This is a genomic window from Noviherbaspirillum galbum (assembly GCF_010974945.1).
In the GTDB taxonomy this organism is placed as follows: domain Bacteria; phylum Pseudomonadota; class Gammaproteobacteria; order Burkholderiales; family Burkholderiaceae_D; genus Noviherbaspirillum; species Noviherbaspirillum galbum.
Window position 1 is genome coordinate 48,111 of the sequence record NZ_JAAIVB010000079.1, and the last position, 20,639, is coordinate 68,749.

A 20,639-nucleotide genomic window follows, 5' to 3' on the forward strand; every position below is an offset into this window, starting at 1 on the left:
CCGCAAAAACCAGTATTCAAAAAAGATGAAACGGAAATTTTGGACAGAACGGGCGATTATACCCGAGACAACGATTTTTCCACCTCGAATCAAAAGGATCTAACGAAAATCGGGGCAGTTGTACCCCGCTTCCCCGCGCTTCCGCCTGGGTTATGGGGTTTGACCCGGGGGATTCAAGGAAAAATCTGCGCCAGGACTAAAAAACTTCGTCTTTCTTCCCATATTTGCCCGCGTGCCGCGATGAAACATTGTGGTTGAGCAATGCACCCGCTTTCCCGGTGGATATGATTGCGCCCGCCGATGCCTTGCGCAAAGGCAGGCCCGCGACGGGCCGGTTAAGAGACTTTGTTCTAAAATAACGGGCTACACTTCAATTTTGTTCACTATGTCCAAGAAAGCGATGGCCGCGGAAACTGCCGGTCAGCCGGTATCGTTCGAACAGGCGATGGCCGAGCTCGAAGAACTCGTCGCCCGGATGGAAGCCGGCGAGCTGCCGCTCGAGGCTTCTGTCGCTGCATACAAGCGCGGTTCGGAACTGGTGAAATTCTGCGCCAGCCAGCTCGACAAGGTGGAAAGCCAGGTCAAGGTGCTCGAAGGCGATCTGCTTCGCCCGTTTGGCGGCGACGCGGGCACGGCACAGACCGACGACGAGGCGGACGAATGACATCGCAATCCGATTTCGGCGCCTGGATGAAGCAGGTCCAGGCGCGCATGGAAGATGCGCTCGCCGCTTTCCTGCCCGCCCCGGTCGAGACACCCGCGCGGCTGCACGAGGCCATGCGCTACGCGGTCCTCGACGGCGGCAAGCGCGTGCGCCCGCTGCTGGTCTTCGCGGCCGGCGACCTTTTCGGTGCGGCCCCGGAGATGCTCGAACGCGCCGCCGCCGCCGTGGAAATGATCCATGCCTATTCGCTGGTGCACGATGACATGCCCTGCATGGACGACGATGCCCTGCGCCGCGGCAAGCCGACGGTGCACGTGAAGTACGACGAAGCCACGGCCCTGCTCGTGGGCGACGCGCTGCAGTCCCAGGCCTTCCTGGTGCTGACCGATGGCGAAGCCGGCGCGGCCGAGGCCAACCGCCTGGCGATGGTGCGCGAACTGGCCCATGCCTCGGGTTCGCTCGGCATGTGCGGCGGCCAGGCGATCGACCTTGCGAGCGTGGGCCTGCCGCTGGCGCTGGACGAGCTCGAACGGATGCACCGCATGAAGACCGGTGCGCTGCTGCGGGTGTCGGTCGTGCTCGGCGCGCTCGCCGCCAAGCTTCCCTCGACCGCCGAGGCCGCCGCCCTGGACGCCTACGCGAAGGCGGTCGGTCTGGCGTTCCAGGTGGTCGACGACGTGCTCGATGCCACCGCCGATTCGTCGACGCTGGGCAAGACAGCCGGCAAGGACGCGGCGGACAACAAGCCGACCTATGTGTCGATCCTCGGACTCGACCGGTCGCAGGCGCTGGCGGAACGGTTGCGGCGCGACGCCCACGAGGCGCTCGCACCTTTTGGAGACAAGGCGCGGCGGCTGCGCGACATCGCGGACCTGGTCGTGCAACGCAAGGCATAAGGCAAACAAGACACTCACCATGAACCTGCTCAACCTGATCGACAGCCCGGCTGACCTGCGCGCCTTGCCGCGCACCCAACTCAAACCGCTGGCCGACGAGCTGCGCGCCTACCTGCTCGATTCGGTTTCCAAGACGGGCGGGCACCTGTCGTCCAACCTCGGTACGGTCGAGCTGACCATCGCGCTGCACTACGTCTTCAATACGCCCGAAGACCGCATCGTCTGGGACGTCGGACACCAGACCTATCCGCACAAGATCCTCACCGGCCGGCGCGACCGCATGCCGACGCTGCGCCAGCTCAACGGCATTTCCGGATTCCCGCGCCGCGTCGAAAGCGAATTCGATACCTTCGGCACCGCCCACTCCTCGACCTCGATTTCCGCCGCGCTCGGCATGGCGCTCGCCGCCCGCACCAAGGGCGAGAAGCGGCACGCGATCGCCGTGATCGGCGACGGCGCGATGACCGCCGGCATGGCCTTCGAGGCCCTCAACAACGCCGGCGTCTACAACGACGTCAACCTGCTGGTCATCCTCAACGACAACGACATGTCGATCTCGCCGCCCGTCGGCGCCCTCAACCGCTATCTTGCCCGCCTGATGTCCGGCAAGTTCTACGCGGCGGCGCGCAACGTCGGCAAGACCGTCCTGCCCGCGCCCATGCTGGAACTGGCCAAGCGCATCGAGGAGCATGCCAAGGGCATGGTCGTTCCCGCCACGCTGTTCGAGGAATTCGGCTTCAATTACATCGGCCCGATCGACGGCCACGACCTGGAATCGCTGATCCCGACGCTGCAGAACCTGAAGGACCTGAAGGGGCCGCAGTTCCTGCACGTCGTGACGAAGAAAGGGCAGGGCTACAAGCTCGCCGAGGCCGATCCGGTGCTGTACCACGGACCCGGCAAGTTCAACCCGGCCGAAGGCATCAAGCCGGCGGCGGCGGGCAAGCAGACCTACACCCAGGTCTTCGGCGACTGGCTGTGCGACATGGCCGAGAAGGACCGACGGCTCGTCGGCATCACGCCCGCGATGCGCGAGGGCTCCGGCATGGTCGAGTTCGAGCGCCGCTTCCCCGGCCGCTACTTCGACGTCGGCATCGCCGAGCAGCATGCGGTCACCTTTGCCGCCGGCCTGGCCTGCGAAGACATGAAGCCGGTGGTGGCGATCTATTCCACCTTCCTGCAGCGCGCCTACGACCAGCTGATCCATGACGTGGCGCTGCAGAACCTGGACGTGACCTTCGCCCTCGACCGCGCCGGCCTCGTCGGCGCGGACGGCGCAACCCACGCCGGCAACTACGACCTGGCCTACCTGCGCTGCATTCCCAACATGGTGGTGATGGCGCCCTCCGACGAAAACGAGTGCCGCCAAATGCTGACCACGGCTTTCCAATATAATGGTCCGGCCGCGGTCCGGTACCCGCGCGGCGCCGGCATCGGCGCCAAGGTGGAGAAAGACTTGCAGCCTCTGCCGCTGGGCAAGGGCCTCGTCCGGCGCGAAGGCAAGGGCATCGCCATCCTCGCCTTCGGCACGATGGTCGCTCCCAGCCTGGGCGCGGCCGAGGAACTGGGCGCCACCGTCGCCGACATGCGCTTCGTCAAGCCGCTCGACACCGAACTGGTGAAGCGGCTCGCCGAAAGCCACGAGGCGCTGGTCACCGTGGAAGAGGGTGCGGTTATGGGCGGCGCCGGTTCCGCCGTCGCCGAGGCGCTCGCCGATGCCGGTATCGTCAAGCCCATCCTTCACCTCGGCCTGCCGGACCGCTTCATCGACCACGGGGATGCGGCGCAGTTGCTCGCCGCCTGCGGCCTGGACGCGAAAGGCATCGCCGCCGCGATCAGGAAACGCTTTGGCAAGGGCGAACCGCGCCTCGTCGTGAACAACGTCAACCACTGAGAAATCCGGCAGCCGCAAGCCTCGTCCAGCAAGGTCCGGCAGCCACAACCGATAGGCTGAACATGAATACCCGCGACCTGAACCTGATGAGCATCCCCGACGTGCAAAGCACCGTCGATACCCGCCGCCTGGCCATCCAGCGCGTCGGCGTCAAGGGAGTGCGCTATCCGGTCACGATCGCCTCCCCGTCCGGCGTCATGCCCACGGTGGGCACCTGGAACATGTATGTGCATCTGCCGGAAGACCAGAAGGGCACGCACATGTCCCGCTTCATCGCGCTGCTCGAGGACAACCGCGTGCCGCTCGATGCCTCCCGCTTCGGCGCATTGATGCGGGACATGGTCAAGCTGCTGGAAGCCGATTCCGGCCGGATCGAGGTCAGCTTTCCCTACTTCATCAACAAGACCGCGCCGATCTCGGGCGTGCAGAGCCTGATGGATTACGAAGTCGGCTACGTCGGCGAGATGCGCGACGGCCGCCTCGAGATCACGCTCAAGGTACTGGTCCCCGTCACCAGCCTCTGCCCCTGCTCGAAAAAGATTTCCGAATACGGCGCGCACAACCAGCGCTCGCACATCACCGTCAGCGCCCTGCTGGACGGCGAGCTGCCGGTCGACGAACTCATCGCCGGCATCGAGGCGCAAGCCTCCTGCGAACTCTTCGGCCTGCTCAAGCGCCCGGATGAAAAGTACGTCACCGAGCGCGCCTACGACAACCCGAAGTTCGTCGAAGACCTGGTGCGCGACGTCGCCGGCATGCTCAATGGCGAGACCCGCATCCTGGCCTACACGCTCGAGGCGGAAAACTTCGAATCCATCCACAATCACTCGGCATACGCGTTGATCGAGAACGACAAGCGCGTGAAGTGACCGGCGGCCGGCGTCAGACCAGCGGCAGCGCCGTCGTATCCTTGATGCGCTGCAGCGCGAAGCTGGATTTCACCTCGAGCACCACGGGATGCTTGAGCAGCGTCTCCATCATGAAGTGGGAGAAGTGCTCCATGTCTTCCACATGGACCCGCAGCAGGTAATCCATTTCTCCCGTCATCGCATAGCAGGCCACCACTTCCGGCCAGGTGTCGACCGCGGCGGCGAATGCCGCCCGCGGCGACCGGTTGCTGCTGCCCGGCGTGTCGCTATGCTTTTCCAGGCGCACGTTCACATAGGCCAGCAGCCCGAGGCCGATCTTGTCCGGATCCAGCAAGGCCACGTATTGCCGGATCACGCCGGCATCTTCCAGGCGCTTGATGCGCCGCAGGCAGGGTGACGGCGAAAGACTGACCTTTTCCGCGATTTCCTGGTTGCTGAGGCGGCCGTCCGCCTGCAGGATCGCGAGGATCTTGCGATCCGTCTTGTCGAGTTCCAGTTTTGGCATGGTCTGCCCTCGATGAAAAATATACGGCAATTTTATTGCCAATTTTTCTTTGCGTCAGCCATATTTCGCAATTTTATGCCTGCCCGGCTTGACTATACTTCCTGGATACACTAACAACCCGAGCCGAGGGGACAGGCATGAATACCACCGTTGACCACGCCGATTTTTTCAAGACCCTGGAAGAGAAGTCCGATGGCGGCACGCTGCGCGGCAATTACGAGAATGCCGATGAACGCTATGTCGTGAAGCAGGACTGGAACGCCTACACGCCGGAGCAGCATGCCTTGTGGCGGCGCCTGTACGAACGCCAGGCGAAACTGGTGCCGGGCCGGGCCTGCGATGTCTTCATCGAGGCGCTGGCCGGCCTGGATGCCTCGGGCGGCATCCCCGACCTGCAGCGCGCGAGCGAATCGCTGTACCGCGCGACGAAATGGGAACTGGTCGCCGTTCCCGGCCTGATTCCCGACCTGACCTTCTTCGAGCATCTTGCCGCGCGACGCTTTCCGGTGACGGTGTGGCTGCGCGAACCCGAAGAGTTCGACTACATCGTCGAACCCGACATCTTCCATGACTTCTTCGGCCATGTGCCGCTGCTGTTCAATCCGCTGTTCGCCGACTACCTCCAGGAATACGGCCGGGGCGGCATGAAGGCGCTGGAGCACGATGCCCTGAAATACCTGGCGCGCCTTTACTGGTACACGGTGGAATTCGGGCTGATCCAGAGCCCGGAAGGCTTGCGGGCCTACGGCGCCGGCATCCTGTCGTCCGGCGGCGAAATCGACTACTGCCTGACCAGCCCCAAACCGCGCCGGGTCATGCTGGATGCGGAGCGCACGATGCGTACGCTTTACAAGATCGATTCCTACCAGGAAACCTATTTCGTGATCCGCGACTTCGCGCATCTGTTTTCGACTACGGAACCGGATTTTACGCCGTTGTACGAGATCCTGAAGACGGAAGAGGCGCTGCCCGCAGATACCTTGCTGCCGGGCGAGAGCAACGTGCCGCCCAATCCGGCGGCGGGCGGCTGATCCGCCGCACCAGCTTGATCAGCTTGATCAGCTGGAAATCCGGCTGCGGATCAGGGCCCGGATTTCCTCGCGCGTGACCTTGCCATCCTTGTTGGCATCGAGCCGGTCGAAATTGTCGACGATGCGCTTCAGGCCCGCGGCCTCTGCTTCCTCGCGTGTCAAGGCGCCGTCGTGATCGGTGTCGGCCGCGCTGAATTGCTCTTCGAATTTTGCCAGGCGCTTTGATGCGCGGGCCGGCGATCCCTGCGCGGGGCGGGTGGCTTGCGGCACGCCATCAGCCTGGGCCTGGGTCTGGGTGTACGCAAGCCCGCTGCCAAGAAGGCCGCCGAGCAGTGCGCAGATCAATATCGGTTTCATGGTCCTTTACCTCATGTCTTTCTCATGATGCCTCCTCATGTTGCGGGATATACATTTGGTGGCTGACCGGATTTACCCTGTGTTACAGGTTTTACAGGAGGCAAGTCTGGTGCGGATGCTGCGCTGCGCCACGACTCGTACCGTGATTCACTTGCCGTAAAGAAACTTGCACTATAAAGTGGCAGTATCGTTTCCTTACTCCCAGCTAATGCAATCGCAGCAGGCCAATCCGCCCGATCAAAAGGACATGCGCCGCCAGCCACACCGCATCTACATGTCGGGGCTGGTGGTATTCAACATGCTGATCGAAACCGGCATGCTGGGCCTGTTCGCACTGGCCGGCACCATCAAGCCGTGGATCGTGGTGGCGTTCGCCGGTACCGTCGTGCCGGTGTCGATCGCCATTCACCTGATGTTCAGGATCGGGCTCAACCTCAGGCTCAAGGAAAAAGGCTTGCTGGTTCCCCAGCTCGCCGTCAACGCCGCCGCGCAACTGATCTTCCTGATGCTGGCGCCGCAGCTCGCCGTCTTCTTCATGCTGACCATGATCGCCTTCTCGGGTTATGCCGCACCCGAGTTTTCGCCGCGCAGCTTCACGAACGGCTGGCTCGTCTTCGGCGTGCTCACCGGCGCGGCGATCTGGCTGGTGCGCGACCGATTCCGCTTTCCCGGCGCGTCGGGGCTGGAAATCTTCGCCACCTGGCTGTTCTTCTTCCTCGCGCTGCGCAGCCTGACGCTCGCCAGCGCGCGCTTCTTCCGGCTGCGCGCCAAGCTGTCGGAAAAGAACCGGCAGCTCGAAGCTTCGCTGCGCCAGATCGAGGAACTCGCCAGTCACGATCACCTGACTGGCATCAATAACCGCGGGACATTCATGAAGATGCTGGAGGACGAGGCGCAGCGCAGCGCGCGCACCGGCGCGCCATTCTGCTTCGTGATGCTGGACATCGACCACTTCAAGAAGGTCAACGACACGCATGGCCATCCGGTCGGCGACGAGGTGCTGAAGACCGTGTGCGACATCGCGGTGCGGACCCTGAGGGGAATCGACCGCATCGGCCGCCTCGGCGGCGAGGAATTCGGAATCCTGCTTCCCGACACGCGTGCCGAGGAAGGAACGATCTCCATGGAGAGGCTGCGCGAGGCAGTCAACGATCACGACTGGGGCAGCATCGCGCCGGGACTCGACGTACATTTTTCAGCCGGCATCACCAGCTACATGCCGATGGACAACGTGCAGAAACTTGCAAAGCGCGCCGACGACGCGCTCTATCATGCCAAGGAGACGGGGCGCGACAGGGTGGTGATGGCGGATCAGCGCCTGTCCGCGCGTGCCTGCGCCTGAATCCGCAACGGATCAGGCCAACTGGTAGCGCAGCGCGGAAACCTCGATGTGCGTGAGGATCACCGCGCTCTTTAGCACATGATCCATGTCATCGTCCTCGCGGAATGCGCTCTGCGCATGATCGCTCAAACGCGCAAGGTTTTCGACGGTGCGGCGCGTCCGCGGCACATCCAGTGCGTGCCAGGCCTGCTTCGCCTCGCTCGCGTAATGCTCCAGTTCATCGACGCAATGCTTCAGGTCGCTGGGAACGCGCCCGTCCGCCTGGCAGGCCCGCGCCGCATGCACGATCGTCCTGTCGATGAAACGAAGCCGCTCCTCGATGTCTTCGCGTTGCGCCGTCATTCGGTTCTCCTGTTTCCGGTCTTCTTTACCGAGGCATCCGGCGCCTGACGCCGGCAACCATCGGCGCTCTGGCATGGCCTGCATCAGGACCGCGCGCAGAACGAGGGCGCGGCCTTCCTGTCACATCCATGACAGCCGCATGTCTGCAATCTATGCGCGTTTGGACAAGCGCGCAATATGCACTGCAATAAGCATCCCGCGCTGCAAGAGGCTTGCAGCCACCTCGGCGGCGCATTCGTGGAGACAGTCATGCGGAAAGGAGGAAGCTGAACATGCAAGACGAACCGGTCCTGTTCCTCGGCTGCGCCGGCTGGAGCATTTCCTCCGCGGTGCGCGATAGTTTCGCCGCCGAGGGAAGCCAGCTGGAGCGGTATGCGTCGGTCTTTCCGGCAGTGGAAATCAATTCGTCGTTCTACCGGCCGCATCGCCCGGCGACCTATGCTCGCTGGCGCGACAGCGTTCCCGCGCACTTCCGCTTCTCGGCAAAGATTCCGCGCGACATTACCCATGTCATGCGGTTGCGTCAGGCCGATGGCCGGCTGGACGCCTTTCTCGGCGAGGTCATGCACCTCGAGGAAAAGCTTGGCTGCCTGCTGCTGCAGCTTCCGCCCAGCCTTGCCTTCGAGCCGGACGTTGCCGACGCCTTCCTCGCGCTGCTGCGGCGGCGCGCCGGCATGGCGATCGCCTGCGAAGCAAGGCATCCTTCCTGGTTCACGTCCGATGCCGCCGCGCTGATGCGCGCGCACGATGTCACGCCGGTGCTTGCCGATCCGCAGGTCAGGCCCTTGCCGGACGATGCGCGATTCGGGAACACCGTCTACATCCGCCTGCACGGTTCTCCGCGCATGTATTACTCGGCTTACGGCGATGCGGATCTCGAGCGCGTCGCCGCCGACATCGAGCGGCATGCCGGCGAGGGACGCCAGGTCTGGTGCGTGTTCGACAATACCGCCGACGGCGCCGCGGTGCCAAATGCCTTGTCGTTGCTTTCGCGCCTGCCCGATCTGGTGCTCCAGCCGGGCGCCATCCCGGCCGCCCCACAGCCGGTCCGCGCGGCGCGCGGCGTCACGCCGAGCCTGTTCTGAGGCGTTGCGTGCTCAGGCGCTGCCGGCGCTCTTGACCACCGTGACCGTGCAATCCGCGAGCGCCACGACTTGCGACGATACGCTGCCCAGGTAGCGCCGCAGCGCCGAACTGCCGCGCGAGCCGATCACGATGTGGTCGACGGCATTCACCGCCGCGTAGTCGATGATGGCGGCCGCCGGATCCGGCGCTTCTAGCACGTGGAAGGTCAGCTTGGCCGGATCGAGCCCGAGGGGACGCGCCCAGTGCTTCAGCCCGGCGAGATGCTTCACGTGAATGTTCTGTCCATGCCGGTCGACGACTTCATCCATGCCGATGCGGTTGGTCTTTTGCACGGTGACGCAGGCCAGGCGGGCATCGGGCTCGGTCTGCAGGATGCGCAGGGTGGTGCGCCGCAGCGTGTCGGCCAGCGCTTCCGAGCCATGCTCGATGTCGATCGCCACCATGATAATCGGCGCCCTGGCGAGTTGCCGCACGGCCGATTGCTCCGGCATCGCTTCCATGCCGATCGACTTGAACCAGCGCCGCATCACGACTCCCAGGCTGTCGCGGCGCGCCTTGTCGGCGCGAGCGGTCAGGGTAATCTGTTCCGGATTCTGCAGGTCGAAGGCAATCTGCGCCGCCGTGCTGTAGCGCGCGTCCGGATGCACTTCGAGGCAGTGCAGGATCACTTCCTGCAGCCAGGGAGGAACCTTGGGATTGATGGCGCGCGGCGGCAGCGGGTCGCGCCACAGCCGGCGCCGCAAGCCCCGGATGCTGGTCGGGTTTCCCAGCGGACGCTCGCCCGTGGCGAGGTGGTACATCAGCACGCCCAGCGCGTACAGGTCGCTGCGCGGATCGTTGCGGATGTTGAGCACCTGTTCCGGCGCGATGTAGGGCCCGGTGCCCAGCGGCAGGCGAAACTCTTCCGCCAGCAGGTCGGGCATCATGTCGTGCCGCGACAGGCCGAAGTCGACCAGGATCGCTTCGCCGCTCTTGCGGAACATGACGTTGCTCGGCTTGATGTCGAGGTGGATGACATGCTGCCGGTGCAGGTCGTGCAGCGCGTTCGCCACCTTGGTCCCGATGGCAACGACTTCATCCATGGGCAGCGGCGCCTCGTCGAAGCGCGCCCGCAGCGAGGAACCGGAAATCAGTTCCATGACGATGTAGGGCTGGGCGGTGAAATCGCCGGACGCGATGAAGCGCGGCACGTGGATGCCCGTCAGCTTCGGCATGATCATCTGCTCGACCTCGAAGCCGACGATGGCGGCGGGGTCGTTGTGGTCGCCGAGGATGGGCAGCTTCATCAGCAGGGCATCGGCGTTGCCGGCCGCGCCGGACGTGGCCGGACCGGCCGTCTTGCGGCGCACGCGCCAGAGCGTCGCCATGCCGCCCTTGTGCAGCTTTTCCTCGAGCACGAAGTCATCGATCTCGAGACCGGGTTCGAGGCGGACGGCATGCATCGTCGGCGCTCCGCTCAGAGGCCCGCTTCGAGCCGCCGCCCGAGCTGCTGCGGCAGGCCGGCCGCCAGGATCTTGCCGGCGGCGGCATCCACGTCGTACGGGACGCGCAGGAAGGTGAGGTCGTGGGTGACGTCGTCGTACAAGGCATAGCAGGCGGCGGGATTGCCGTCGCGCGGCTGGCCGGCCGAGCCCGGGATGACCAGCCAGCGGCGCTGCGTGCTCAGGGGGATGCTGCTGTCGCCAGCGGGCACGAAGGAGGAGATCTTGCCGGTCAACGACAGGTTATAGAGCGCGGGCTGGTGCACGTGGCCGCAGAAGGTCAGGCGCTGGCGCGTGGCATGCATGCTGCGCACCGCTTCCACCGTGCCGGTGATGTATTCCCAGCGGCGCGGTTCCGCGGCGCTGGCATGCACGAACAGGCAATCGCCGGATTCCACCGTGAGCGGCAGGCTGGCGAGAAAAGCAAGCTGGCCGGCGTTCAGGCGGGAGCGCGTCCACTCGACTACGGCGCGCGCATTCGGATTCATGTTCTTTCCCGGATCGTCTATCACCGCGGCATCATGGTTGCCCATCACGACGATCGCGCCGTCGCGCGCATGAGCCATCACGGTGTCGACCACCCACGCCGGATCGGCGCCATAGCCGACGAGGTCGCCGAGGAAGGCATGGCGCTGCGCGCCGCGCTGCTCGGCGTGGGCCAGGCAGGCCGAGACCGCTTCGCGGTTGGCGTGCAGGTCGGTGAAGATGGCGGTCAGCATGCGGCGCTCCAGGATGAATGCCTCATGCTACACCCGCAGTCTTAGCGCTTGCTTACAGCCGGGCGCGCCGGCAAGCCGGTCCTATCCCAGGGTAAGCAGGTCGTTGGCGTGCCGCAGCCGCTGCGACAGCTTGCAGGCGATGTTGCGATAGACCTTGGCGCTGACGTCGGGCAGCGCCGTGAGCGCGTCGCCGCTGATGCGCAGCGTCTTGCACGCCCCGACGGCCTTCACCGACGCCGAACGGCTGCGGCAGTCGATGAGCGACATTTCGCCGAAACATTCGCCCGGGCCGAGGTCCTGGATGACCTTCTGGATAGCGATGGCGCGCTTGACGATGCGGGCCTTTCCCGAAAGCAGGACGAAGACGTGGTGGTCCTGCTCGCCTTCGCGGATGGCGTATTCGCCGGAAGCAAATTCCACCAGGCATGACGCCTCCAGGATGAGCCCGAGTTCCGCCTCGGTCATGCCGCGGAACAGGTCTAGCCGAAGCAACAACTGCATGATGTGCGGATCGCACTGGACGGACATGCCAACTCCTGACGGTAAGTGATGCTGCCGTTCAAGATTATGGAGTTTTGGCGGCGGTGTCCAGCGTGGCGACGTACTCTTCATAACCTCGCGCGCGCAGGACGCACGCCGGGCAACGGCCGCAGCCATGGCCCCAGGGATGGAGCGCGCCGCGCTCTCCCAGGTAGCAGGTATGCGTATGTTCGCGGATCAGGTCGACCAGTGCCTGTCCGCCGAGCGCATGCGCCAGCTCCCAGGTCTGGGCCTTGTCGATCCACATCAGCGGCGTCTCGAGCTTGAAGCGGGATGCCATGCCAAGGTTGAGCGTGACCTGCAGCGCCTTCATGGTGTCATCCCGGCAATCCGGATAGCCGGAGTAGTCGGTTTCGCACATGCCGCCGACGAGCACGTCCATGCCGCGCCGGTAGGCGAGGGTCGCGGCCACCATCATGAACATCAGGTTGCGGCCGGGGACGAAGGTGTTGGGGAGGCCGTTCGCCTGCATGGCGATTTCGACATCGCTGGTGAGGGCGGTGTCGGAAAGCCGGGACAGCAGCGACAGGTCGACCATGTGGTCCTCGCCGAGCCGCGCCTGCCATGCAGGAGAACATTCCCGCAGCTTTTGCAGCAGGGTGGGCCGCACGGTGAGCTCGATGGCATGCCGCTGCCCATAGTCGAAGCCCAGGGTTTCGACGCGTTCGTAACGGGACAGGGCCCAGGCGAGGCAGGTGGTGGAATCCTGTCCGCCGCTGAAGAGGACGAGAGCGCTGCTGGATGAAGTCATGGCAAGAATCCGGATGGGGCTGGGCCTGGCGTCGCAGGCGGAATGAGTCGGTTGGCGGGATTGTAGCCTGTCGCACCCTTTCGCAACCTTTCGCAACCTTTCGCAACCTTTCGCAACCTGTTGCACCCTGCGGCAGCTCGTTGCAGGCGCGGCGCGCATCAGGCCAGGTCAGGACGGCTTGGGCGTGATCTGGTCCAGCGTCTGTTCGATGAAGTCGCCATCCGCGTCGGTGTAGCGCAGCCGTACCGGATACCATTCCTGCTGCGGTCCGAGCCACAGGTCCACCTGCTGTTCCTTGGAATCGGGAGGCGGCAGCTTGGCGAAATGGACGGCATTCACCTCCCCCAGCGGTGTCGCGATCTTGTCCTGGCCGATGACCTTGAAGGTCCAGGGATCGGCGTCGCGCTGCCCGGCGACGAAGAACACCCATTCGCTGCCCGGCTTGAAGCGCGCGGGCGTCGCGCGCGCGGCAGCGATGAGTTGCCAGACGATGCTGTTGCGATCCTGCTCAGCGCCGCGCAGGGGATAGGTCTGGTCGGAAGCGCTGAAGCGGATCACGCGCGCCTGGCGGTCGAAGGTGGTCGTGGTCTGGTCGCGGCGGACGCGCTTTTCCACGAAGCTTGCCGGCGCCAGGCCGTTGTCGTCGATGTCGCCTTCGCTCCTGGAGTCGAGGATCTTGCCGAACAGCGCGGCGCGGGCTTCATTGGCAATGGAATACTTCTTTCCGCTGGCGCTCCAGCGCGCCACGGCGCTGCCTTCGAGCGAAATGCCGCTTTGCCGCGCGCGGATGGCGTAGCTGAGGTCGGCGGACGGCGCGATGTTGACCTTGTACCTGGGGATGGCTGCGGGGTCCTGCGCCGCCGCGCCTGCCGCCGCAACGAGCGCCGCCATGGCAAGGCAGGAGCGCAGCGCTGCCGGAAAGCGGAAGGAAGTGATGGGAAATGAATGCATTGTCGATGTCCTGTTTCAGGAATTGCCGGAAGGCGCAAGCGGCGTCAGTCGCGTCAGCGACAGTTGCAGCCAGTCGCCGTTGGCATAGGTATATCGGATCTTCACCGGCTGCCAGTCCTGTCCCGGCGCGAGCCAGATGTCGAGGGCCTGGTCGTAGGAACCCGGGCGCGGCGCGCGCGAGACATGCCAGGTGTGGCGCTTTCCCTCGTCGGTGTCGATGTCTTCCTGGCCGATGACCTTGATGGTCCAGAGGTCGGAATCCCGCGTGCCGGCCACCCGCCAGGCGAGGTCTTCGCCCACAACGAACTGCGCCGGGTCGGCGCGCCCGATGCTCGCAAGTTGCCAGATCGTGCTGATGCGGTCTTGTTCCCCGCTTTCCCAGGGCGCGGTGGATTCCGAGGCGGAAAAGCTGATCCTGCCGACGGCCCGCTGGAAGTGGGTATTCATCATGGAACGCCGGAACGGCTTCTCGCTGTAGCGCACCGGTTCCAGGCCATTTTCGCCGATCAGCCCCTCGCTGCTGACCTGCAGGACGTTGATCTTGAAGAACAGCGTCACGCTCGCCTCGCCGTGGATGGCATAGCTGCCATCCCGGTTTTCCCAGCGGAATTCTCCCTTCCCGTGCCAGTTCTGGTTGTCGCGGGATGCCGTTACGTCGTATTGCAATTCCGCGGGAGGCGGAGGAGCGAAGCGCAGGGACGGCCGGACTTCCGCTACGGGCGGTTTCGCCGCGTCTTCCGCCGCTGGCAGGCTGGTCATGGCGGCTGGCGCGGCTGGCAGGGCGTCGTCCGTCGGCTGTACAGGAGTGGATTCCACCGCCGGCGGAAGCGCCGGGGCATCTGCCTCGGCCAGGGCCGGCGCGGGTGGAGGTGGAGGCGAAGGCGGTTCGGATTTCGCCGGCGCGGGGTGCCGCCTGGCCGGCCGGGGCTTCGTCGGAGGCGCGGCGGGAGCGGGCGGCGGCTCGGCGGGCCGCGGGATATCGATCATCACCAGCGGCGCTTCCGCCGGCGGCCGCGCCGGCTCCGCTGGACCCAGGTTCAGCCAGGAGAAGGCCACCGCATGCAGCAAGGCGATCGCCGCGGTCACGACGAGCGCGCGCAACCTGCGCCCTCGTGGCGGATCATCGAATTCGGGCTGGCGGAATGGCGGCATGGGAGCTAGTGTATCAATGCTGGGGAACGGCGTTCCGTATCAGCGGGGGGTTCAGGACGGGAGAACGCAGGCGGCACGGCCGGCGGGGACAGGGCCGGGCAGGGCGCGCCGGCTTCTTTGTTACAGAATGTGCCGGCTTGCACCGGCGGCGGGCCGGCGTCCGGATTCCCACACAATCCCGCGAGGAACCTTTATCATTTTGTTCACTCAGCCGAAGAGGGCATCCCCGTTTCCGCTCTTCCACTCATTCCAACGCATTGGAGGTCTACCATGATCAAGCCCAACATTCCCAGCCTTCCTGGCATGGGCGCAATGACGGATACGCTCGAGTTCGTCAAGAACCTGTGGGGCGGGATGGGCATTCCCGGCATGAATATTCCCGGCATGAGCGGCGGCATGGGCATTCCCGGCCTCGGCGCCAGCGGCATGAACATTCCTGGCATGGTGATGCCAACCCTGTCGGTGGAAGAAATCAACAAGAAGATATCCGACCTGAAGGCCGTCGAGTCCTGGCTCGCCCTCAACCAGAACATGCTGCGCGCCACCATACAGGCGCTGGAAGTGCAGGCAGCGACCATCACCACCCTCAAGACCATGGGTGAATCGTTCACGGCCACCATGAAGGGCGGCAAGGATGCCATGGCAGGCATGGCGAGGGCGGCCGGCGCAAATGGCGCCAATGGACACCAGGCGGCCCGCCCCGCCGGCACTGGAGGCAATACCGGAAATAGCGGCAACGCCACCGCAAACGGAAATGGCAACGGCCTCGGCGCGGCGAGCAATGGGGCGCATGCCGCACATGGCGCACCCGATGCGGACGACATGGACGATGAGGACGAGGATGAAGCGGCCGATGCCGGACACGCCTCCGCGGACGCTTCCAGTCCTGCCGCCAAGTCTGCCTCCCGGTCTGCCGGCAAGGCGCAACCGACCAGCGAAGACCGCCAGGATGCCGCCAGCCTGACCGCGCCGCTGGTGAATGCCGCGGCCTGGTGGAACATGCTGCAGGATCAATTCAAGCAGGCGGTCACCTCCGCCATGCCGGCGGAAGCGGGAAAGGACAAGGCGGGAGGCAAGACGGCGGGCAAGTCAGACGGCAAGCCCGCCGGCAAGGCCGCCGCATCGAAGACTGCATCGAAGACCTCGTCGAAATCCGCCGGCGCCAAGAGCGCCGGGTCGGGAAGCAAGGCGGGCGGCGGCGCGACCACGCGGCGCAAGACGACCAAGTAAGGGCCGCGTCAGTCGGCTTGCGGCGCGGCGGGTTTCGCGCCGGCGGCGGCGCCCTTGTGGAGATCGTTGCCGAGTCGAGCGCCGCGCAGGCGCGAGGCAAGCCAGACGGCGCCGAGGGCGCTCGCTGCGGCAAGGTAGCCGACCAGGTCGTAATGCAGGATCTGTCCGGACGGCGCGCGTGAAATGATCATGCCGGCCAACAGCGAAGCGAGGCCCGACGACATCATCTGCACCGACGACGTCAGGCTCATGAAGGTGCCGCGCACGTGCGGCTGTGCCGCGGCCGTGACCATCGCCATGCCCGGGATCATGCGCCCCGGCACCAGGACGAAGAACATCGTGGAGTTGATCAGCACCAGCCACCAGGGAATCGGCACCAGGTGCGTCGTGACCAGCAGCGGCAGCAGCGAGGCCAGCGCCACCATGCGGAACACGGGCAGCTTGCCATGGCGGTCCGCCAGGCGGCCGATCAGGCGCGACGTGAAGAAGGTCGCCGCGCCGCCGCACAGGTAGATCACCGTGATGAATTGTTCGGACATGCCGACGTTGGTGGTGTAGTAGAGCGCCACGAAGGGAATCACGGTGAAGCCGCCAAGCATCAGCAGGGCGACGAAGGCATAGGCGATGAGATGGTCAGGCTCGCGCGCCACCGCGATGATCTGCCGCAGCACGCCGCCACCCGCGCGCCGCTCGAGGTGGGAGGTCAGGCTGGGAAGCAGGCGGTAGCCGATGGCGAAGAATCCCGCGCTCAGCAGCACGATGAAGAAGAACGGCGCGCGCCAGCCCAGGCTGCCGGTATGGTTGGCGAGGAACAGGCCGGCCGGCACGCCGGCCACCGTGGACAGCGAAAACGCGGCCATCACGGTTCCCATTGCCTGGCCGCGGCGCTCGAAGGGAATCACGTCGGCCACCATGGTCTGCACCAGCGCGCCGAGCACGCCGCCGAAGGCGCCCGCCATCGCGCGCGCCGCAAGCAGGGTGGCATAGCCTTGCGCCAGGCCGCAGCAGAGCGTCGCGGCCATGAACAGGCCATACAGCGTGAGCATCAGCTTGCGGCGGTCGAAACGGTCGACGTAGGTTGCCGCCAGCAGGCCGGACGCTGCCGCGGTGAAGGTGTAGGAGGACAGCAGCAGGCCGAACTGGTGGGTGTCGATCTGCATCGCCCGGATCAGCTGCGGTCCGAGCGGCATCATGATCATGAAGTCCAGTATGTGGGTGAACTGGATGCCCGCCAGCGAAAGCAGGAAGAATCGTTCGTTCGCGGGCACGCTGAGGTCGAGTCGTCGGTTCACGGTCGCTGTCGTCGGATGGGCAATCGACAAGGATAGCAGCGAACCGCGCGAAGCGGGGCACCGCCGGCAACGATGGACTGTCGGGCTTTTGTCAGTTTTTCATCAGGCTTTTTCGAGCGTGAAATGCATCACGTCGATGCTGCCGGCGCGGAAACCCGCTTCGCAATACGCCAGGTAGAAATCCCAGGTGCGGCAGAAGCGCTGGTCCAGGCCCAGCGCGTTGACCGCCTTGCGCTGCGCGTTGAAGGCGGCGCGCCAGTGCGCCAGCGTCGTCGCGTAATCCTGGCCGAAGGCGAAGGAATCCACCAGGGCAAGGCCATGCCGCCCGGCATGCGCCTTGAATGCCGACGGCGACGGCAGCATGCCGCCCGGGAAGATGTATTGCTGGATGAAGTCGCTGCCGCGGCGATAGCGTTCGAACAAGGCGTCGTCGATGACGATGCTCTGGATGCATGCGCGGCCGCCGGCCTTGAGGCAGCGCGCGATGCAGGCAAAGTAATCGTTCCAGTATTCCTCGCCGACCGCCTCGAACATCTCGATCGACGCGATCGCGTCGAAGCGGCCATCGACGTCGCGGTAATCCTGCAGCATCAACCCCACCTGGTGGGCCATGCCCTCGCGCTCCATCCGCGAACGCGCGTAGGCAAGCTGCTCGGTGGACAAGGTCAGGCCGGTGACCCGGGCATGGGTCTCGCGCGCCGCGGCTTCCGCGAAGCCACCCCAGCCGCAGCCGATTTCAAGCACATGGTCCTGCGGCCGCAGGCGAAGCTGGTCCAGGACGCGGCGGTACTTCGCGGACTGCGCCTGTTCCAGCGTCTCTCCGCCCACTGCATAGAGGGCGCTCGAATACGTCATGCCGGCATCCAGCCAGAGCCGGTAGAAGGCATTGCCGATGTCGTAGTGCGCATGGATGTTCTTGCGGCTGCCTGCCTTGCTGTTGCGGTTCAGGAGGTGCCGCAAGCGGTACGCCAGCCCGCCCCACCAGCTTCCATAGATCAGCTTCTCCAGCGCCGCGCGGTTGCGTGTCAGGAGCTCGAGCAGGCCCGGCAGGTTGTCGCTGTCCCAATGGCCGGCGATAAAGCTTTCCGCGAATCCGATGTCGCCGGCGCGCAGCGTGGCGCCGAGCATGCGCCAGTCGCGGATCGCCAGCGTGGCGCGCTGCGGTCCGGTGCCGAGCATCGCGCAGGATCCGTCCGGCAGCTGCACGCGCAGTGACCCGCCCTGCAGCTGGCGCAGCGCCGAAGCCGCCGCCGTCCAGGCGTAGGGGGTACGCGTGGCGGCCTTGGTCGCCGGGTTCGCGGATGCCGCCATGCCGGGCAGGTCCAGCGGCGAAGAATTGGTGAAGTCGGTATTCATCGGGTCAGCTCGCTTGCGGGAGGATGGGGTTTGCTGAAGAACGGCACGCGCTTGAGCCAGAGGCGCAGCGCCTGCCAGTGAATGCGGAAGACCACGCCGAAGCTCATCAGCGGGTAAGAGAAGAAAGCCTTGAGCGCCAGCGCGTCGTTCAGGGGGTAGGCGGTGCCGGCCAGGCTGGTATGCATGAGCGGAACGTCGGCCGCCGCCGCTTCCTTGGCGTCGTGGTAATCGATCTGCGCCGTGACCTGTTCCACCAGCGACCACGGCGTGCTGTCCATCAGCCTGACCGTCCGCGCGAAGCGGAAGCGGTAATGACCTTGTACCTGGCAGAAGGGCGACACGTGGAATGTCTTGGCTGCCTCGAGCCGTTCGCCCCAGGCCAGCTCGCCGCCGTTTTCCAGCAGGTAGCAGTGGCGCTCGCCGAAGGTGTTGTTGACCTCGCACAGGATAGCGCGCAGGGCGCCGTCGGCGCGGTGGCAGAACCAGAAGGAGACCGGGTTAAAGACGTAGCCCAGCACCCGCGGGAAGGTTTGCAGCCAGATCTCGCCCTCGGCATCACCGATGCCCGCGTCGCGCAGCAAGCCATCGATCCATGGCACCAGCGGCTGCCGGCCGTCGCCGTGGTCGGCTTCATGGAAGCTCAGCAGGTTGAAGCGGTTCCATGAGAAGTAGCGGCCCGATGCCGGCTGCCTGGACATGGCGCGCAGCGGAAGCCGCAGGAAATACACGCCGTAGCCGAAGCCATGGCGGGCGGGGCGGAGGCGCAGGTGATGGACCCGGCCGAAGCATAGTTGCGCGCGTTCCATGGCGGCTCAGGCGGGCAGCCGGGCGCCCGTCTCCTGCGGCATCTTCATGATGGCGCTGGCGACCGCCATGCCCGAGCGCAGGCCGTCCTCGTGGAAGCCGTAGCCGGTCCACGCGCCCGCGAACCAGGTATTGCGCCGGCCTTGCACCTCGCCCAGCCGCGCCTGGGCCGCCACCGCGGCCGCATCGAATACCGGGTGCGCATAGTCGAAGGAAGCGAAGGTCTTGGCCGGATCGGGTTCGGACACCGGGTTCAGCGACACGATGACCGGCTCCCGGAAGGGCAGCGGCTGCAGCTTGTTGATGAGGTAGTGCACGCACACCCGCGACGCGCTGCCATGCATGTCGTCGTTGCTGCGCGCGCCTTCGTAGTTCCAGGCCGACCAGATTTGCTTGTCGCGCGGCAGGCAGCTTGCGTCGGCATGCAGCACCGCGCGGTTCGGCTGGTATCTGACCGCGCCGAGGATGTCGCATTCCGCGCGGTCGGCATCGCGCAGCAGCCTGAGCGACTGGTCGCTGTGCGTGGCGAGCACCACCTGGTCGAAGCGCTGGCGCCCCTGCAGGGTGTCGACCCAGACCGATTCGCCGCGGCCTTCCTCGCCCGGATCGCGGCGAATCGAGACGACCGGCGTGCGCAGGTATTTGTGCGCGATGAAGGGCAGGAGCTTCTCCACGTAACGTCGCGCGCCGCCGGTCACGGTGTACCACTGGGGGCGGTCGTTGACCTGCAGCAGGCCGTGGTTGTGGCAGAAACGCACGAAGGAGGCCAGCGGGAACGACAGCATGGTCTGCGTCGGGCAAGACCAGATGCATCCCGCCATGGGCAGCAGGTACCAGTCGCGGAAGGCATCGCCGTAGCGATGCGCCCGCAGGAAGTCGCCGAGCGCACCGGCCTGCGATTCCAGCCGGCCGGTGCGCATCAGCTCGCCGGTGTGCCGGTGGAAACGAAGGATGTCCCGCAGCATGCCGAGAAATGCCGGCCGGACGAGGTTGGCGCGCTGCGCGAACACGGTTGCCAGGCTGGTCCCGGCCCACTCCAGGATGCGCGATGCCGACAAGGGCATCTTTACCGAAAACGACATGTCGGTGGCGGTGGTATCGACGCCGAGGAGGTCGAGGAGGCGAACGAGGTTGGGGTAGGTGCGGTGGTTGAATACCAGGAAACCGGTGTCGACGCCATGCGTGACGCCGCCCATCGATACATCCACGGTATGGGTGTGTCCGCCGAAGTAGTTGTTGGCTTCGAAGAGGCTGACTTCGTGGCCGGCCAGCGACAATTGATAGGCGCAGGACAGTCCTGAAATCCCAGAGCCGATAACCGCAATCTTCATCGTTTTCCCCTTGGACGCCCGGCGGACGGGAGCGCCGGCGTCATTG

General features: G+C 65.3%; 21 protein-coding genes. 8 read left to right on the top strand and 13 right to left on the bottom strand.

Annotated features, from left to right (window positions below; all coding sequences use genetic code 11):
• Positions 1–385 precede the first annotated feature (385 nt).
• The 4 genes from G3574_RS24650 to folE2 all read left to right on the top strand — a co-directional run bounded on the left by G3574_RS24650 (position 386) and on the right by folE2 (position 4,323).
• Positions 386–664 (top strand): exodeoxyribonuclease VII small subunit, encoded by a 279-nt coding sequence (locus G3574_RS24650; RefSeq protein WP_163968216.1) that lies wholly within the window; start codon positions 386–388, stop codon positions 662–664.
• On the top strand, positions 661–1,560 hold the full coding sequence (locus G3574_RS24655) for a polyprenyl synthetase family protein (protein WP_163968217.1): 900 nt from the start codon (positions 661–663) through the stop codon (positions 1,558–1,560). Before G3574_RS24650 ends, G3574_RS24655 begins: the two co-directional genes overlap by 4 nt.
• Positions 1,561–1,579: 19 nt before the next feature.
• Positions 1,580–3,454, top strand: a complete 1,875-nt coding sequence (gene dxs, locus G3574_RS24660; protein WP_163968218.1) for a 1-deoxy-D-xylulose-5-phosphate synthase — start codon at positions 1,580–1,582, stop codon at positions 3,452–3,454.
• A gap of 62 nt (positions 3,455–3,516) precedes the next feature.
• A complete protein-coding gene (gene folE2 / locus G3574_RS24665; RefSeq protein ID WP_163968219.1) occupies positions 3,517–4,323 on the top strand; it encodes a GTP cyclohydrolase FolE2 in 807 nt (268 codons plus the stop codon).
• 13 nt (positions 4,324–4,336) lie between these two features.
• Here folE2 and G3574_RS24670 read toward each other — a convergent pair whose 3' ends face one another.
• On the bottom strand, positions 4,337–4,828 hold the full coding sequence (locus G3574_RS24670; RefSeq protein ID WP_163968220.1) for an Lrp/AsnC family transcriptional regulator: 492 nt from the start codon (positions 4,826–4,828) through the stop codon (positions 4,337–4,339).
• A gap of 137 nt (positions 4,829–4,965) precedes the next feature.
• Here G3574_RS24670 and phhA point away from each other — a divergent pair, with 137 nt between their 5' ends.
• Entirely contained in the window at positions 4,966–5,859 is an 894-nt protein-coding gene (gene phhA / locus G3574_RS24675) for a phenylalanine 4-monooxygenase (RefSeq protein ID WP_163968221.1), read from the top strand.
• 27 nt (positions 5,860–5,886) lie between these two features.
• Here phhA and G3574_RS24680 read toward each other — a convergent pair whose 3' ends face one another.
• On the bottom strand, positions 5,887–6,216 hold the full coding sequence (locus tag G3574_RS24680; RefSeq protein WP_163968222.1) for an EF-hand domain-containing protein: 330 nt from the start codon (positions 6,214–6,216) through the stop codon (positions 5,887–5,889).
• A gap of 247 nt (positions 6,217–6,463) precedes the next feature.
• On the opposite strand from G3574_RS24680, the gene G3574_RS24685 reads away from it, so the two are divergent.
• Positions 6,464–7,558 carry a GGDEF domain-containing protein gene (locus G3574_RS24685; protein ID WP_163968223.1) on the top strand — a complete coding sequence of 365 codons (1,095 nt, stop codon included), beginning with the start codon at positions 6,464–6,466 and terminating at the stop codon, positions 7,556–7,558.
• Positions 7,559–7,570: 12 nt separating this feature from the next.
• Here G3574_RS24685 and G3574_RS24690 read toward each other — a convergent pair whose 3' ends face one another.
• Complete coding sequence (locus G3574_RS24690) at positions 7,571–7,900, bottom strand: hypothetical protein (RefSeq protein WP_163968224.1); 330 nt, start codon at positions 7,898–7,900, stop codon at positions 7,571–7,573.
• 272 nt (positions 7,901–8,172) lie between these two features.
• On the opposite strand from G3574_RS24690, the gene G3574_RS24695 reads away from it, so the two are divergent.
• The gene (locus tag G3574_RS24695; RefSeq protein ID WP_163968225.1) at positions 8,173–8,985 is read left to right on the top strand and encodes a DUF72 domain-containing protein; all 813 of its coding nucleotides are present in this window, start codon (positions 8,173–8,175) and stop codon (positions 8,983–8,985) included.
• 12 nt (positions 8,986–8,997) lie between these two features.
• Here G3574_RS24695 and G3574_RS24700 read toward each other — a convergent pair whose 3' ends face one another.
• The 6 genes from G3574_RS24700 to G3574_RS24725 form a co-directional block, all read right to left on the bottom strand.
• Complete coding sequence (locus tag G3574_RS24700; protein ID WP_163968226.1) at positions 8,998–10,428, bottom strand: bifunctional serine/threonine-protein kinase/universal stress protein; 1,431 nt, start codon at positions 10,426–10,428, stop codon at positions 8,998–9,000.
• 14 nt (positions 10,429–10,442) lie between these two features.
• Positions 10,443–11,186, bottom strand: coding sequence for a metallophosphoesterase family protein (locus G3574_RS24705; protein ID WP_163968227.1), 744 nt, complete (start codon positions 11,184–11,186; stop codon positions 10,443–10,445).
• A gap of 81 nt (positions 11,187–11,267) precedes the next feature.
• Positions 11,268–11,714: a Crp/Fnr family transcriptional regulator gene (locus G3574_RS24710; protein WP_163968228.1), complete on the bottom strand. Its 447-nt coding sequence runs from the start codon at positions 11,712–11,714 to the stop codon at positions 11,268–11,270.
• A 37-nt stretch (positions 11,715–11,751) separates the two neighbouring features.
• Positions 11,752–12,477, bottom strand: coding sequence for a 7-cyano-7-deazaguanine synthase QueC (gene queC / locus G3574_RS24715; protein ID WP_163968229.1), 726 nt, complete (start codon positions 12,475–12,477; stop codon positions 11,752–11,754).
• Between the two features lie 168 nt (positions 12,478–12,645).
• Positions 12,646–13,428: a DUF3108 domain-containing protein gene (locus G3574_RS24720; RefSeq protein WP_163968230.1), complete on the bottom strand. Its 783-nt coding sequence runs from the start codon at positions 13,426–13,428 to the stop codon at positions 12,646–12,648.
• A gap of 15 nt (positions 13,429–13,443) precedes the next feature.
• A complete protein-coding gene (locus G3574_RS24725; RefSeq protein ID WP_163968231.1) occupies positions 13,444–14,580 on the bottom strand; it encodes a DUF3108 domain-containing protein in 1,137 nt (378 codons plus the stop codon).
• 270 nt (positions 14,581–14,850) lie between these two features.
• On the opposite strand from G3574_RS24725, the gene G3574_RS28170 reads away from it, so the two are divergent.
• Complete coding sequence (locus G3574_RS28170) at positions 14,851–15,810, top strand: PhaM family polyhydroxyalkanoate granule multifunctional regulatory protein (protein ID WP_205609910.1); 960 nt, start codon at positions 14,851–14,853, stop codon at positions 15,808–15,810.
• Positions 15,811–15,818: 8 nt separating this feature from the next.
• On the opposite strand, the gene G3574_RS24735 is transcribed toward G3574_RS28170, so the two are convergent.
• The 4 genes from G3574_RS24735 to G3574_RS24750 all read right to left on the bottom strand — a co-directional run bounded on the left by G3574_RS24735 (position 15,819) and on the right by G3574_RS24750 (position 20,593).
• Positions 15,819–17,102, bottom strand: coding sequence for an MFS transporter (locus G3574_RS24735; protein WP_328804849.1), 1,284 nt, complete (start codon positions 17,100–17,102; stop codon positions 15,819–15,821).
• A gap of 102 nt (positions 17,103–17,204) precedes the next feature.
• Positions 17,205–18,458, bottom strand: a complete 1,254-nt coding sequence (locus tag G3574_RS24740) for an SAM-dependent methyltransferase (protein WP_163968232.1) — start codon at positions 18,456–18,458, stop codon at positions 17,205–17,207.
• Positions 18,455–19,264, bottom strand: a complete 810-nt coding sequence (locus tag G3574_RS24745) for a DUF1365 domain-containing protein (protein WP_163968233.1) — start codon at positions 19,262–19,264, stop codon at positions 18,455–18,457. The genes G3574_RS24740 and G3574_RS24745 overlap by 4 nt, the downstream gene beginning before the upstream one ends.
• A 6-nt stretch (positions 19,265–19,270) precedes the next feature.
• Complete coding sequence (locus tag G3574_RS24750) at positions 19,271–20,593, bottom strand: NAD(P)/FAD-dependent oxidoreductase (RefSeq protein WP_163968234.1); 1,323 nt, start codon at positions 20,591–20,593, stop codon at positions 19,271–19,273.
• Positions 20,594–20,639 lie beyond the last annotated feature (46 nt).

Excerpts from the sequence above, each read along its gene's own strand:
- G3574_RS28170 (WP_205609910.1), top strand. The coding sequence starts at position 14,851 with ATGATCAAGCCCAACATTCCCAGCCTTCCTGGCATGGGCGCAATGACG.
- dxs (WP_163968218.1), top strand. The coding sequence starts at position 1,580 with ATGAACCTGCTCAACCTGATCGACAGCCCGGCTGACCTGCGCGCCTTG.
- G3574_RS24705 (WP_163968227.1), bottom strand. The coding sequence starts at position 11,186 with ATGCTGACCGCCATCTTCACCGACCTGCACGCCAACCGCGAAGCGGTC.
- G3574_RS24745 (WP_163968233.1), bottom strand. The coding sequence starts at position 19,264 with ATGGAACGCGCGCAACTATGCTTCGGCCGGGTCCATCACCTGCGCCTC.
- G3574_RS24720 (WP_163968230.1), bottom strand. The coding sequence starts at position 13,428 with ATGCATTCATTTCCCATCACTTCCTTCCGCTTTCCGGCAGCGCTGCGC.
- G3574_RS24725 (WP_163968231.1), bottom strand. The coding sequence starts at position 14,580 with ATGCCGCCATTCCGCCAGCCCGAATTCGATGATCCGCCACGAGGGCGC.
- G3574_RS24710 (WP_163968228.1), bottom strand. The coding sequence starts at position 11,714 with ATGTCCGTCCAGTGCGATCCGCACATCATGCAGTTGTTGCTTCGGCTA.
- G3574_RS24750 (WP_163968234.1), bottom strand. The coding sequence starts at position 20,593 with ATGAAGATTGCGGTTATCGGCTCTGGGATTTCAGGACTGTCCTGCGCC.
- G3574_RS24685 (WP_163968223.1), top strand. The coding sequence starts at position 6,464 with ATGCGCCGCCAGCCACACCGCATCTACATGTCGGGGCTGGTGGTATTC.
- phhA (WP_163968221.1), top strand. The coding sequence starts at position 4,966 with ATGAATACCACCGTTGACCACGCCGATTTTTTCAAGACCCTGGAAGAG.
- G3574_RS24655 (WP_163968217.1), top strand. The coding sequence starts at position 661 with ATGACATCGCAATCCGATTTCGGCGCCTGGATGAAGCAGGTCCAGGCG.
- G3574_RS24695 (WP_163968225.1), top strand. The coding sequence starts at position 8,173 with ATGCAAGACGAACCGGTCCTGTTCCTCGGCTGCGCCGGCTGGAGCATT.
- queC (WP_163968229.1), bottom strand. The coding sequence starts at position 12,477 with ATGACTTCATCCAGCAGCGCTCTCGTCCTCTTCAGCGGCGGACAGGAT.
- folE2 (WP_163968219.1), top strand. The coding sequence starts at position 3,517 with ATGAATACCCGCGACCTGAACCTGATGAGCATCCCCGACGTGCAAAGC.
- G3574_RS24690 (WP_163968224.1), bottom strand. The coding sequence starts at position 7,900 with ATGACGGCGCAACGCGAAGACATCGAGGAGCGGCTTCGTTTCATCGAC.
- G3574_RS24740 (WP_163968232.1), bottom strand. The coding sequence starts at position 18,458 with ATGAATACCGACTTCACCAATTCTTCGCCGCTGGACCTGCCCGGCATG.
- G3574_RS24680 (WP_163968222.1), bottom strand. The coding sequence starts at position 6,216 with ATGAAACCGATATTGATCTGCGCACTGCTCGGCGGCCTTCTTGGCAGC.
- G3574_RS24670 (WP_163968220.1), bottom strand. The coding sequence starts at position 4,828 with ATGCCAAAACTGGAACTCGACAAGACGGATCGCAAGATCCTCGCGATC.
- G3574_RS24650 (WP_163968216.1), top strand. The coding sequence starts at position 386 with ATGTCCAAGAAAGCGATGGCCGCGGAAACTGCCGGTCAGCCGGTATCG.
- G3574_RS24700 (WP_163968226.1), bottom strand. The coding sequence starts at position 10,428 with ATGCATGCCGTCCGCCTCGAACCCGGTCTCGAGATCGATGACTTCGTG.